Below are 13,395 nucleotides of genomic sequence, written 5' to 3'. Positions count from 1 at the left end.
TGATTGCGGCGTTTATATTTTTGCTTACCATATTGACTGTTTCTCTACGAGATATCCTTCCTGGAATGCAGGGCTTTATGTCTTTCCCTTGCAGGGCCTCCCTGAACCAGTCAGCATCATAGCCGCGATCTCCCACCAAGAAGACTATCCAGAAGAGCAGCGACACCGTTATAATCGCTGATCTGTGCCGCAGTCATAACCAAGCTCAGCGGTCGTCAGTTCTGATCCGTGATCGCATGCAGCTTCGGGTTCATGCCACCTTTTGTCCGTCCGATCGGGCGGCCCGGATTCCCTTTTCTAGCCGCAGGCTCGAAGCCGTGCGGGCGCCTTGAGATACGCCGCATCAATCATAATTGTCTGAGGCTCGGCTTTCGCGGCAGACAGGCCATCCATCATCCGCATGAAAATGCCCATGCCCCTCTAACGCTTCCAGCGGTTGTAGAGCGTCTTGTGCGGAACATATTCCCGGGGCGCATCACACCAGCGCAGGCCATTACGGTTCACAAAAATAATGCCGCTCAGCACATGGCGGTCATCGACGCGAGGTTTGCCGCGGCTCTTGGGGAAAGAACAAGCGCAGACGCACTATTTGTTCGTTTGTCAGCCCAAACAGGCCGCTCATCTCCAGTTTTTTGCAGAGCCTGAATCACATTCTGCCACCCATATCAATGGGTCCTAAGCCTAACAAGCGTGCTCAAGCAATCAGCGCCATAAGCTAATGGCTACAAAAGCTTCGGGAAGAAGATATAATGTAGTTCCGACTGGTTAAAACGCTGATCATTTTTTAGGAAATTAAATTATCTTTCATGGTCAAAGCCTTAATTTCCAGACCATCATAAAAATAAGTTTTGTCGTCGCAGGAGTGCTGGTCATGAACTTCCTCTCAACGTCAGCGGGTCACTGACCTCAACGTATTCCCTCTTTTGGAGCTTTCTATGATCAATCCTTTGGCCGCATTTCCTGTCCTGTGCGCCCTTCTCTTTCCAGTCAACGCTTTTGCGCAAAGCTCCCACGACTGGTTGCCGGAATCTGGTGTCAAATCTCCTTACAGTCCACTTGCTGTCCCAACGACACTTCGTCCACTCAAGGTTTCTCTGAGTATTTTGCTAAAAACAGGATTCCGAATAACCACGACCACCAGCTACGCTGAATCTGGAGCGCTTTTCACGCTTGAGAAGCACGGTCAGACCATTCTCTGCGTACTCACCCCTCCTAATCCGCAAACGGACCAAAATGTACCAACATCACGCTGCTGGTCTTTGTAAAGGCTGTTATCCTGTGAGGGTATAGGCGTCGCCAGAGCCACTTTCCCCTGCAGAATCTGAAGCCAAACGACCAGATGAGGCCTAATATACTGGTCTTGAGCTAAGTGGTCAGGCTTACAGAGGGGCTTGAGTTAATCGCGGTCAGAGACGAATGAAAGAGGTTCGGCCGTCCGTGTTGAAAATCTCCGGCGCACCGTAGCAGATCAGAGACTCCCGCAACGCCTCGACACAGAACTCGACATCCATCGTGTTTGACAGTTGCCACGACAGCACCTTGCGGCTCGACCAGTACCATGATGGCAACCAGATAAAGAAAGCCCTTACGCATCGGGATGTAGGTGATATCGGAGCACCAGACCTAATTGAAACGATCAATCACCAGCTTCCTTAGCAAATATGGGTATTTCTAATGTGCCGGATGCGGCACGGTCATCTGCCATCCGCGGTTTCTGATAGATCATCCGCAAGCCAATGATCGCCATGTGCCGACGGGCGCGCTTATGCCCTGCCCAAAAACGCGGGCCAACTCTCTTTCAATGATACACACTTTGTCAGACATCGCGCGTTAAGGAAACGTGGTGAAGTATCGTTTGCAACAGAGCAACCTACCTCGATCCATGCACAATATTTATGTTTTCATGAAATCAAATCATTTCTGTTCACGGGTTCGTTCAGGCATAAAGCTGGTCTGACGATGACCACCGTCGCCTAAAAAACTCAGATGACAAACTTGGGGACGCCATGCGCCTCATGCTCTCATTTTGGTTTGAGGTGGAGATAGGGATGCAGAAGCATAATGATTCAGGACACGACATTCAGTATCCATCGGCTTCGCTTCGATGAGAACTACCATCCCTCCGACAAGACGCGCCTTACAACCAATTTTGCCAATCTGGCGAGAGGGGAAAGCCGTCAGGAAAATCTGCGCAGCGTCCTGCGGATGATAGACAATCGGTTCAATGATCTGGCGCACTGGGATAATACCAAAAGAGATCGCTACACTCTTGAACTTGAAATCGTTTCTGTCGAGATGGATCTTGCCTTTTCTGGCCAAAGTGGCAGCTTCCCTCTGATCGAAATCCTCTACACAACAATTGTTGATAAAAACGCCAACAAGCGGATATCGGGCCTCGCCGGGAACAGTTTTTCCTCGTACGTGCGGGATTACGACTTCAGCGTATTGTTACCGGCTTACAATAAAAAGAAAGCCAAATTCAGTGTCCCCCATAACTATGGGAACCTGCATGGAAATCTCTTTAAAAGCGTTATGAACTCGACGGCTTACAAGCAGAATTTTAAAAAACTGCCGGTCATCTGCCTCAGTGTCTCGACCAATCGCACCTATCATCGGACGGAAAATCAGCATCCTGTTCTCGGTGTTGAATATGAGCAGCGTGAATTTTCCCTGACAGATCAGTATTTCAAAAAAATGGGAATGCAGGTTCGTTATTTCATGCCGCGTAATAGTGCTGCGCCACTGGCCTTCTATTTTTTTGGCGATCTGCTGTCTGACTATTCTACCCTTGAGCTAATCAGCACCATCAGCGTGATGGAATCTTTTCAGAAGGTCTACCGTCCTGAAATTTACAATGCCAATTCCGCTGCGGCTGACTGTTGTCAGCCGAGCCTGAAACATCAGGACTATTCCAACACCCGTATTGTCTACGACCGTGAGGAGCGTACACAACTGGCGATCTCGCAGGGGCACTATACGGACGAGCATTTCATCAAACCGTATCACGATATTCTCGAAAAATGGTCCGCCGACTACACCGCTTAAGCTCTCAGAAATACAAGGTCATTTTCCATGAAAACACTACTCCCTACCTCAACGGCTGGTAGCCTGCCCAAACCCTCATGGCTTGCACAGCCTGAAACACTCTGGTCCCCCTGGAAATTGCAGGGAGAAGAACTTCTCGAGGGCAAACAGGACGCACTTCGCCTGACGCTGGACGATCAGGACCGTGCTGGCATTGATATTGTCAGTGACGGTGAACAGACGCGTCAGCATTTCGTCACGACGTTTATTGAACATCTCAGTGGTGTCGATTTCGAGAACCGTCAGACGGTTAAAATTCGCAACCGCTACGATGCGAGCGTGCCGTCCGTTGTGGGGGCCGTAGCACGTGAAAAACCGGTTTTCGTCGAGGACGCGAAGTTTTTACGCACGCTGACAAAGAAACCCATCAAATGGGCGCTCCCTGGGCCTATGACGATGATCGACACGCTGCATGATGGCCACTACAAAAGCCGCGAAAAGCTCGCTTGGGAATTTGCTAAAATTCTTAATCAGGAAGCGAAAGAGCTGGAAGCGGCAGGTGTCGACATCATTCAGTTCGATGAGCCTGCCTTCAATGTGTTCTTTGATGAGGTCAATGACTGGGGCATTGCCACGCTGGAGCGGGCCATTGAAGGCCTGAAATGCGAAACCGCCGTCCATATCTGTTATGGCTACGGCATCAAAGCCAATATCGACTGGAAAAATGCTCTTGGGGAAGAGTGGCGTCAGTATGAAGAGATCTTTCCCAAACTTCAGAAATCTAATATCGATCTGATTTCACTGGAATGTCAGAACTCCCGCGTCCCAATGGATCTGATCGAACTCATTCGTGGGAAAAAAGTCATGGTAGGCGCCATTGACGTGGCTACCACAACCATTGAGACCCCTGGAAAAGTCGCAGATATTCTGCGAAAAGCGCTTCAGTTCGTGGATGCGGACAAGCTTTATCCTTGCACCAATTGCGGTATGGCGCCTTTGCCGCGTGATGTAGCACGTGGCAAGTTGAATGCTTTGGGCGCGGGTGCGGAAATTGTTCGAAAAGAACTCTCGGCCTGACAGTCGACTCGACAATTTTCTATCATGGAGGGCAGAACACTGGTCTTGCCCTCCATGACACCAGAATTTCCAAAGATATCAGCAGTTTCGCCACGTCTTCTGTGCTGTATAAAGTTAGCGAGAAATGCCCTCGATCCTTTTATCCTTTTATCCTTTTCGTTCTAATCGGCCTGAGCTTGCCGTCACGCGTCCATCTGATGCGCTCCCAACTGAAAATTCCCAGTGCATCCTGAACAGTGGCTGGCGTGAAAGGACGCTTGCAGATTTCTTCTGCCGTCGTTATCAATTTTTCAATATCACGCGTCTCGTTTAGCGTGGGGTAAACCATGTCTAGCACCTATTCGAACCGGCGCAGCCGTTTCAGACATTCTTGCTTTCGGCATCCTATAATCCTGTGGCGTTCTGAAAAAAAATCCACAAATCGCTTCAGACCTTTACCCTTCGAAAGGGCCAGACGTTCAGGTGTCTGAAGATAAGACAGAATATCTCTGACAAGGGAAGGCCTGCCACATTACGAGATGCGTTCGTCTTCGTCGGACGCCCCCCCCCCCAAGGATATGGGCAATCGCGTAAGTCAGGTCAGAGCGGCTCAACGTGGAGACATGAAACTCGTTAAGTCCATAGGTCGGCAAGGTACGAATCTGTTCCACCGCCACCATACAAGCGATGATACGACGCAGACCGGCAACAAGATCACTGGCATAGGCATATGCCAACCCGGCCGCGGACTATAGTCAGCAACACCTGCGGGGAGATCACCACGTAGGGCCACGATATAATTAACACCGGCATCCCGATAGCAACGGGCTAGGTCATTTACGTCCGCGCGGGTTACCCCGACACAGGTCAGGTGGGCGGCGGGAATGAGATCTGTATCCCGCTTCAGACGCAACACCGTGGAGAGGGTGCCGGCCTGCGTGGTCCCGCCCGCGCCATAGGTGACCGAGACAAAGCGGGGTGCAAGCGGTGCCAGATGCCGGATGTAGTGCCAGAGCCGCAGTTCCATTGCGTCAGTGCGGAGTGGAATAAACTCGAAGGACAGGATTGGAACAGCAGAATTACGAGATAACAATCCGTCGATACGCGTTTCCGACAACCAGTTGCTCAGAATGTCAGTCACAAACGCTCACAGCGTCAGATTTTTCCTTGAAAATTTCGGGAGAAAAATTGAAGCCATATTTCAATCCACAGTGAAAACGGTCGTGAATGTCATTGGAGACCATAGGCAGCGTCCGCATGAATGATTAGTCCCCCATAATAGAAGTTTATAAAAATGAACTGAAATGATATAGTTTTATAGTTATATGAATTTCGTGCATTTATCGGACAAACATGGGCATTCTGGAACGCAGTCATCTGACAATCATTCGGGAAGTCGCACGGGAAGGTTCGTTAACGGCTGCCGGGGTGCGTCTGAACCTGACCCAACCAGCGCTCAGCCATTCTATCCGCAAGATTGAACAGCAGCTTGGTGTCAGGATATGGCGGCGGGAGGGGCGGTCCCTTGTTCTTACTCAGGCCGGTGAATGGCTTTTGTTCCTGGCGAACCGTCTGCTCCCGCAGTTTGAACTGGCGGAAAGCCGCCTTGAACAATTTGCAAATGGTGGGCGCGGGACATTGCGCATCGGAATGGAATGCCATCCCTGTTATCAGTGGCTTCTGAAGGTCGTTTCACCTTACCTGGAAAGATGGCCCAAGGTCGATGTTGATGTACGACAGAAATTCCAGTTTGGCGGGATCGGCGCGCTGTTCAGCAATGAAATCGATATTCTGGTGACCCCTGATCCACTGTATAAACCAGGCCTGAAATTCACGCCGGTATTTGACTATGAACTGGTGCTGGCTGTTGGTCCGGAACATCCTCTTCGGAAGGCCAAATTTGTCCTGCCACAGCAACTCGCAGACGAAACATTGATTACCTACCCGGTTCCATCTGAACGACTAGATATTTACACGCAGTTCCTGCAACCGGCAGGGATTGGGCCACGACAGCAGAAGCAGATTGAGACGACGGACATCATGCTTGTGATGGTCACCCATGGAAGAGGCGTTGCGGCGCTTCCTCGCTGGCTTGTGGAAGAATATGCCACACGCTTTGAACTTTATCCCGTAAAACTTGGCAAACAAGGCATTGCCAAACAGATCTTCCTTGGCCATCGGGAAACTGACGAGGAAATTCAATATCTGCAGGATTTTATTGAATTCGCTGCTTCACCTCATTCAGATAATTAAGAATTGTTTCCGAAATTCATATTGATAATGTTTGCGCGTCTCGTTTTTTTACAATGTTAATTTTCTCTCTTTTCCACCCAAGACCGGACCTTGTACTCCCCCCCTTTGAACGACCTGTCTGTTCTACGAAGTGAGATCAGACAGGCGGCACTCGTCCTCATGTCGGACATTAAGACGATCGTTCTGCCCTCTACAAAGAAGACATGATCGATCAAGTGCGTACGAGCGTTTTGTAGTCAGTTGCTGCGATGCCCGTTGCCATGTAGGCACGCCTGGCCTGGGCTTCCCTGATCGTGTCCAGCGACAGCCCGTTTGAGAGCATGTCCTCGATCAGGTCGATATGCAGGGCCGCCAGAAGGGTATGGGCGGTATAGAGGGTCGCACCTTCCGTCGGCGAGCCCGTCCCTTCCTCGATAAACCTCTCGGTCACCCCAAGCATCCAGCGATAATGCGGGGATTGCAGAATGCCTGGGCCGAATTCGAGTGCTCGGATCAGGTGGCGGTTGTCCAGTTTGAACGTCAGGATCAGGTCAAGAAACGCCGCAAGACGCTGTTGCGGCAAGGTATCTTGCCGGAAAGGCGGCGCACCGCTCTCCACGCTTTCCCGCAGGGCGTCGATCTTTGTTGTCCAAAGAGCGTCAAGCAATCCCGCGCGACTACCGAACGCCCGGAACAGTGTTCCCTTCCCGACACTGCATGCCGCCGCAATGGCATCCATGGTCACACGTTCCGGCCCGTCAGCCTGTGCAAAAAGGGTATCGGCGGCCTCGAGCATGCGGATCGTGGCGGTCGGCGGCCGTCCGCGACGAACCACTTGATTTTCGGACTTATGGTCCGATATATAATGTGAATCTGGACTCATGGTCCGGAAATCATATCAAGGAAGCACCATGTCACCAACATCCGACCTGCCAGACTGGCTCGAAAATGCACTGGACGCACTTCGCGCGGGGGACATCGCGGGCTGGATGGCGATCTACGCAGACGACGCATGCCATGAATTTCCGTTCGCGCCCGAAGGCGCACCGCGTGAACTAATAGGACGGGACGCCATTGCGGCCTACATGGCCCATCTGCCGACGATCATCCGGTTCGGCACGCTGACCGACATTCGCGTTCGTAGCACAGGCGACGAACTGATCGTCGAGGCGACAGGCCATCATGAGCGCGTCGTCGACAACAGCACGAAGATCCTGTCCTACGTCTGGTTTATCGAGAGGCGTGACGCGAAGGTCACTCGGATACGAGACTATATGAATCCACTTCAGCTTGCAGCGATTGTCTCGGGCTGAATGGCACAGGCTGGCAGCCCCCTCTCCTCCCCGGAAGACGGCCTATCGGAACGAACGGCTTAAATAGGACTACTCCCGCCTACATAACAGGCATCCCGTAACCAACAGGCACACCTCAAAAGCAGCTACGACGTTAATATTGGGAAACAATGCTGATGCGCTTCACCACACTCAACGTGCCACCTTCGTAGTTATAGCTTAGAACCGCCGTCGACCCGGATGATGTCTCCCGTAACCCAGCGGGCATCATCTCCTGCAAGGAACACGATCACTCCGGCGATATCCCCTGGTATCGCTACACGCTTGAGCGCTTGGATACCCAAGGTAAATTCCCGACCTTCTTTCGTTTCGACAAAACTTGACATGTCAGTAGCGACGATACCCGGTGCGATCGCGTTGACACGGATGCCACGCGCACCCAGTTCCGCTGCAAAATGAGTTACCAATGTCGAGATTGCTCCCTTCGAGGCAGCATAGGCTGACAGTTTGCCAACAGTTGTGCGGGTCGCCAGCGACGAGGTAAAAATAATGCTGCTGCCAGCGCTCATGATGGGCGATAACTGCTGGACCAGAAAAAACGGCGCCTTGACGTTGATGGCAAACATATCGTCGAAGTCTGCAACTGTTGTATCCTCGAGACGGGCGGGACGCGCAATTCCCGCATTGGCAACGAGAATATCGAGTTTTCCGGAACAGACCTCTCTGACGCGCTCGGATAAGTCAAATATCTCTTGGATATCGCGCAAGTCAGCTGGGAGAGCATATGCCTGCCCACCTTTGCCTGTGATCTCCTCGACTACTGCCTTAGCAGCGTGCTCGTTGGAGCTGTAATGAACCAGCACTTCGGCGCCGGCAGCTGCCAGAGCGAGTGCCGTGGCGCGGCCCATGCCACGAGAAGCGCCTGTGACCAAAGCTTTCTTGCCATGCAGTTGAGCCATGGTGTTTATTCCTCTCATTATTTTTTACTCTGAGATCGTGCCGGACAGGACGTAAAAGTTGCCGTTCATCATCGTGTAGAAGGACCGGGAGGCTCTTGCTTCGAAATTGTCGCAGTGGACAACAGTGGATTGATCTTCTTCCTGCCATGAGAGCAGATAGAATCCTCCCTCCAGAGCGGTCCATTTGAAGGGCACCGTCATCTTGGTTCCCGTCTGGGGACCCGTCAGGAATTCGGCGGTAACGGTCATACCATCGTCGGCATAGGTATTCCGAAAGACAAGGTTTTCGCCATAGTTCACGACGAACGAGCGGCCAGCATAGGGAAATAAGTCCGTGTGGGTCATGCTATTCCTGCGAAGGTTTTAGTGGCTATCATATGAGGCACGCATCATATCGATCCCGCCTACCTCCGTAGGATAGGCGCTGTCTCAGGACGGAAAAATAGGCTCTGGTTCCGAACAGATCGGACGTTTACGTCCGTAATTGACTATTCTAAGTTCGAAAGATGGATCATCTCGCTGGTATTTCCGCCTTCGTCTCCGCAGCAGAATCATTGAGTTTCGTGGAGGCTGGCCGTCTGCATGGCGTTTCCTCGTCCGCAATCGGTAAAACCATCGCCCGTCTTGAAGCACGATTGGGCGTACGTTTGTTCCATCGCAACACCCGGAGCATGAAGCTGACGGCGGAAGGCGCGTTATTTCTTCAACGATGTCATCGCATTCTGGGAGAACTTAATGCCGCCGAGCAAGAGCTGAGTGATATACAGGCTGCGCCGAGAGGAAAATTACGCGTGAGCCTTCCGGCGATAGGCACAATACTTTTGCCTGTGCTTTCGGAGTTCATAGAGCGCTTCCCCGAAGTTGAACTCGATATCGACTTTACGGATCGGAAAGTGGATCTGATTGACGAAGGCTTCGATGCAGCCGTACGTATCGGCGAAACAAACGACACTCGACTGCTCAGCAGGAAAATTGGTATTTTCCATCGCCACCTCTTCGCCTCGCCTGCTTATCTGACGCAGGTGGGGCGGCCGGAGAGCGCAGCAGCACTATTGCACCATACCTGCCTGCTTTACCGGTTTCCCACGACCGGAAAAATCGAACCATGGCCCGTGCCAGAATGGGAGAGCATCTTGAGCAGCGGGAGGCTAACGACCGTCAGTTGTAATTCGATCGAGACGCTCACCTATCTTGCCCTTCAGGGACGAGGCATCGCCTGCCTACCCGACTTCGAAACGAAGTCGGCCTTGATCGATAAAAAACTGGAACAACTTCTGCTTACAGAGGTTTCGTCACCTCGTGACATGACAATTTTATGGCCGACAAGCAAGCAGCTCGTGCCTAAACTGCGTGCATTTATCGATCTCCTGATCTCACGACTGTTATTGAAACAGCAGCGACATGAACCTGATCGCCTCTCCTGACCAGATCTTTCGCAATCATAATGTCTGCTCGTTAACTTCGCAGGCGATAAGCAAGCCTTCCGCATCCACCCCATAGCTGCTCATTTTCTAGGGTCTGCGAAGCGAGCAAGCAGCAGTCGTTTCTTAGTCGATTTTATAATGATGACACGTTGAAGTTTCAGTACGACGTAATGAATACTAAAATGCTGTCAGTTTAAAGTTTTCCATGCCTGCCCTCTCCTTGCCCAGTCGTACATGAGTTGCTGCCCAGAATTCCCTCGGATCTAAATATCCAGATTGTTTCTGTTGAAAGTCAACCTATGTCCGTAAAGCAACTGTATCGGACATAGTGCCAGATGCATAAAAAAAACCGAAAAGGCCTCTCCGATATGCTGACTGAGAGTATCGATCCACGGACGGAGGCTGCCCCTGAGATGACAGTCCTATCGTTTCTAGTACGTTTTGCGACTCACGCAGGCTTATATCTATTTTGTATGTGTCGCGGTGGCTATTGGTGACAAGACAGGCAGAACAGCTCTCTACATATTATTGTGCCGCCTGCTGAATCCAACCTCGGCCTGCCGCCAAATCAAGAGTAATAAGCCAATGACGCAACACCTCACGTCCCAGATCACCATCCAAAATTAGATCACGTACCAAAGCGCTCCCGGAAGATTCGAGGCCTGGCTTTGGCGTCACACGCAACTCCTGACGGGCTTTCCTGTCCGCTTCGAGGCCAACAAGCGACGCTGCCTTCCTGTTAATCAGCGTAGGTCCGTAGTTACCTGTGTCAATCTCCATCCAGAGCATGCCCTCCCGTGTAGGAATTCCGAGGTCGACCGTTAGTGCCGCCCCTTCTGCGGCCCTGACCAACCTTATTGGTACCTCGGTCGCAGAGAGTCTGATCCGTGACAGGCTGCGATAATCTTCGAGAACAACCCGGTTCTTGGCGACATCAAGACTCACGATCTGTCCTGCAAAGAGATCAAGGCCTAGAATACCACTAAACTTTTGGGCCGGCGGCCCCATAAGCTTTTCGAGATCGATAACAGCCACTTGCGGCATCGTTACACGAAACATGCCTATGGCTACGTGTGTCGTGTTACATCGGGAAAGATCCAGTCTCTCACCAATCGCCCTGAAACCTGTGACTTGGCCCCAGGGAACGCATCCGATTTTTTGGGCCGTACCAGGCGTGATGCCAGACGTACCGATACCGCTATCGAACATGAATAGACCGTTCTGACCGTCAATCATGGCCTTGGTCGCAGCGATACCCTGATCGCCCTCCTCAAGTTGGATGAGGCCCCGCGCATGCACGGGCTGGATGTATAGGTAGAAAATCATGAGAATTACATAAGACAGGCATGTTGTTCTTATGGGCATGCGTTTCTCATTATTTTGAAAATCATCGTCTTTTTTATCTCAATGTTATCTGTCATGCGAAAAATAAATAGTGAAGATTCTTTTTTAAATCAGGACGATACACGCCAAATAGACTGAATATTTTGCTAGGAATTTACGCCTCTAAATGATTGCGCGTTCTCAAAAAGAGCAGAATTTCTTCAATTACCTGCCATCGATTCTTCTCCATAATCACCATATGCGTTCCTTCCCCAATCTCCGTCCAGCGACGATACGGGGCGTTGAGAAAACGTGGAAACAGGTTTCCCATCTGCTGAGTAGTTACATCCAGATCCCACTCAGCATGCAGCAGTAGAACCGGGACTTTGATCTCTTCGGGATTATAAAATGATTTTCCAACGGACCAGTAATCACGCACATCCTGAATCACACCCGCAGGTGCCCGGATCACTCCATCCTGCTCTGCTGGATCGCTCGCAAGAATAACTGAGACCCACTGTTCAAACCACCCTGCCGGAAGGATCTCTGTACGTTTCTGCTCCGGTGCGCCTTCCAGCCAGCGCTGACGAAATGCCTGAACATTGAAGCGCCGATAAGCGTGTATAGAGCCGCCAGGATCTAGACGTGAAACCCCATTATTAATCCATTGCGGGGCAATCAGAGCCAATCTCTCCACCTTGTCATTGTGAGCCGCCGTATACGCACCGGTAACCGTGCCCCCCCAGGACATTCCGATCAGGCAAAGACGTGGGAGGGCAAGCGCCGCGAGAAGATAATCAACAGCGGTACTCAGATCGCGTACTGCAGTTTCGGTCCTGACTTGAGGCAGGGCATCTTCAGGCGCACCTTCCATTCCAGAAGGCCGAGTTGACCCTCCGAAGCCCCGCACGTTGAGCGCATAAACGTCAAATCCTTCCCGAGCGAGGACATCCATGAATGCCCCCTCCCCAACAGGAACATCGAAAAGACTTTCTACCGGCAACGTTGCACCATGCATCAGTAGGATGGTGCGTTGTGGATCAAACGTCTTGATGTCTGAACGTCGTTTATGGCGGAGATGAAGCGAGATATCGGCCGTATCACTCGGAATGGATAAGTTTTCCATAAGCAGATTTGTCATTTGATGTCTCCTACATTTGGCTGTGCAAACTCCCACCCAAACCCTCCTGGACGACTCCTGACATAACCGGCACCTGTTTCCGCGAAATGACTGGTAAAGCAAAGGCTTCCACTTACAGCTGCTTCTTCAAGAAACCACCGTCGTGAGCGCTCGGCGGGCTGAACGAACTCACAGTAAACGGACCGTAAATCCGGCCTATAAACCTGCAGAGGGTGATGCATGACATCTCCTGTAAACCACGCCTGCACACCGTCTGACCGCAACCGGATCGACGCATGATCAATGCTGTGGCCGGGGGTAGGATGAAAGGAGAAGCCCGCAAGAACCTCTTGACCGTCGATTATAATCGCTTCTCCAAGCCCAGCTTCGATGACGGGGAGCATGCTGTCTGCATAGACGCGCGGTAGCGGATGATGATCTGGGCGCCCCAATATCTCCGGAGGCAAATCCGGTGCAGGGTCAATACGGTCATTGCTTGCACCGTATCGCGCCTCGATTGCTGAGAAAACGTGACGCGCGTTCGGAAAGGTCGGCACCCATTTTCCATTATGCAGGCGTGTATTCCAGCCGACATGATCGGCATGAATGTGCGTATGTAGGACGGCATCGACCCGCTCTGGCTGTACGCCTGCTGCTGCGAGACGTTTGAGGAACGGCGTATGCAGATGATCCAGTGCCGGTGCGGCGGGTAACGGCTTATCGTTACCCGTGGCGGTATCAACCAAAATATTGAGGCCAGAAACCTGAATAAGCCACGCATGAGTTCCCTGCGCAAGCCTGCCTGTCCCGGGGTTAAATGATCCTGGCGTCAAATACGGGCCGAATATTGCAAGTGCCTCGGCCTCGATATCCGGATACAGTTTTTTGGGGAGTGCATTATCCCAGTGAAGTTCCGGAATGCGCGTGACACGGGCGTCACCCACCTGAAAAGCCGCTGCCATAAT

Annotated in this window: 12 protein-coding genes and 2 pseudogenes; 5 read left to right on the top strand and 9 right to left on the bottom strand. The window is 51.7% G+C overall.

The genetic code is table 11. From position 1 onward, the window contains the following. Positions 1-2: 2 nt before the first annotated feature. Both GWA01_RS13155 and GWA01_RS03990 read right to left on the bottom strand, forming a co-directional pair. Positions 3-622, bottom strand: a pseudogene (locus tag GWA01_RS13155) (IS5 family transposase); the annotation flags it as partial. A gap of 796 nt (positions 623-1,418) precedes the next feature. Then, a pseudogene (locus GWA01_RS03990) lies at positions 1,419-1,765 on the bottom strand (transposase); the annotation flags it as partial. 296 nt (positions 1,766-2,061) lie between these two features. Between GWA01_RS03990 and GWA01_RS03985 the strand changes: the two are divergent. Together GWA01_RS03985 and GWA01_RS03980 are read left to right on the top strand one after the other, a co-directional pair. Continuing rightward, positions 2,062-3,045 (top strand): DUF1852 domain-containing protein, encoded by a 984-nt coding sequence (locus GWA01_RS03985; RefSeq protein WP_146794244.1) that lies wholly within the window; start codon positions 2,062-2,064, stop codon positions 3,043-3,045. A 27-nt stretch (positions 3,046-3,072) separates the two neighbouring features. Continuing rightward, a complete protein-coding gene (locus GWA01_RS03980; RefSeq protein WP_146794242.1) occupies positions 3,073-4,101 on the top strand; it encodes a methionine synthase in 1,029 nt (342 codons plus the stop codon). A 589-nt stretch (positions 4,102-4,690) separates the two neighbouring features. Here the strand turns inward: GWA01_RS03980 and GWA01_RS03975 are convergent. After that, positions 4,691-5,221, bottom strand: coding sequence for a methylenetetrahydrofolate reductase (locus GWA01_RS03975; RefSeq protein WP_306416071.1), 531 nt, complete (start codon positions 5,219-5,221; stop codon positions 4,691-4,693). 212 nt (positions 5,222-5,433) lie between these two features. On the opposite strand from GWA01_RS03975, the gene GWA01_RS03970 reads away from it, so the two are divergent. Continuing rightward, positions 5,434-6,333: a LysR family transcriptional regulator gene (locus GWA01_RS03970; RefSeq protein ID WP_146794239.1), complete on the top strand. Its 900-nt coding sequence runs from the start codon at positions 5,434-5,436 to the stop codon at positions 6,331-6,333. Between the two features lie 211 nt (positions 6,334-6,544). Here GWA01_RS03970 and GWA01_RS03965 read toward each other — a convergent pair whose 3' ends face one another. Continuing rightward, positions 6,545-7,195: a TetR/AcrR family transcriptional regulator gene (locus tag GWA01_RS03965; RefSeq protein ID WP_228118328.1), complete on the bottom strand. Its 651-nt coding sequence runs from the start codon at positions 7,193-7,195 to the stop codon at positions 6,545-6,547. Between the two features lie 28 nt (positions 7,196-7,223). Between GWA01_RS03965 and GWA01_RS03960 the strand changes: the two genes are divergently transcribed. After that, positions 7,224-7,625 carry a nuclear transport factor 2 family protein gene (locus tag GWA01_RS03960; protein ID WP_146794236.1) on the top strand — a complete coding sequence of 134 codons (402 nt, stop codon included), beginning with the start codon at positions 7,224-7,226 and terminating at the stop codon, positions 7,623-7,625. 191 nt (positions 7,626-7,816) lie between these two features. Here GWA01_RS03960 and GWA01_RS03955 read toward each other — a convergent pair whose 3' ends face one another. After that, positions 7,817-8,563, bottom strand: coding sequence for an SDR family NAD(P)-dependent oxidoreductase (locus GWA01_RS03955; protein WP_146794234.1), 747 nt, complete (start codon positions 8,561-8,563; stop codon positions 7,817-7,819). A gap of 24 nt (positions 8,564-8,587) precedes the next feature. Beyond that, entirely contained in the window at positions 8,588-8,908 is a 321-nt protein-coding gene (locus GWA01_RS03950) for a MoaF-related domain-containing protein (RefSeq protein ID WP_146794231.1), read from the bottom strand. A 161-nt stretch (positions 8,909-9,069) separates the two neighbouring features. Here GWA01_RS03950 and GWA01_RS03945 point away from each other — a divergent pair, with 161 nt between their 5' ends. Then, positions 9,070-9,987, top strand: a complete 918-nt coding sequence (locus tag GWA01_RS03945) for a LysR family transcriptional regulator (protein ID WP_146794228.1) — start codon at positions 9,070-9,072, stop codon at positions 9,985-9,987. A 525-nt stretch (positions 9,988-10,512) separates the two neighbouring features. Here GWA01_RS03945 and GWA01_RS03940 read toward each other — a convergent pair. From GWA01_RS03940 to GWA01_RS03930, 3 genes are all read right to left on the bottom strand, one after another. Next, complete coding sequence (locus GWA01_RS03940; protein WP_146794225.1) at positions 10,513-11,352, bottom strand: retropepsin-like aspartic protease; 840 nt, start codon at positions 11,350-11,352, stop codon at positions 10,513-10,515. A gap of 133 nt (positions 11,353-11,485) precedes the next feature. Next, positions 11,486-12,451, bottom strand: a complete 966-nt coding sequence (locus tag GWA01_RS03935) for an alpha/beta hydrolase (protein WP_146794223.1) — start codon at positions 12,449-12,451, stop codon at positions 11,486-11,488. Next, positions 12,448-13,392 (bottom strand): MBL fold metallo-hydrolase, encoded by a 945-nt coding sequence (locus GWA01_RS03930; RefSeq protein WP_146794221.1) that lies wholly within the window; start codon positions 13,390-13,392, stop codon positions 12,448-12,450. The genes GWA01_RS03935 and GWA01_RS03930 overlap by 4 nt, the downstream gene beginning before the upstream one ends. Between the last annotated feature and the right edge of the window lie 3 nt (positions 13,393-13,395).

It is taken from the genome of Gluconobacter wancherniae NBRC 103581, assembly GCF_007988885.1.
Classification (GTDB): domain Bacteria; phylum Pseudomonadota; class Alphaproteobacteria; order Acetobacterales; family Acetobacteraceae; genus Gluconobacter; species Gluconobacter wancherniae.
The sequence above is the reverse complement of the archived record's forward strand: the minus strand, read 5'-3'. Positions and strand labels throughout refer to the sequence as shown.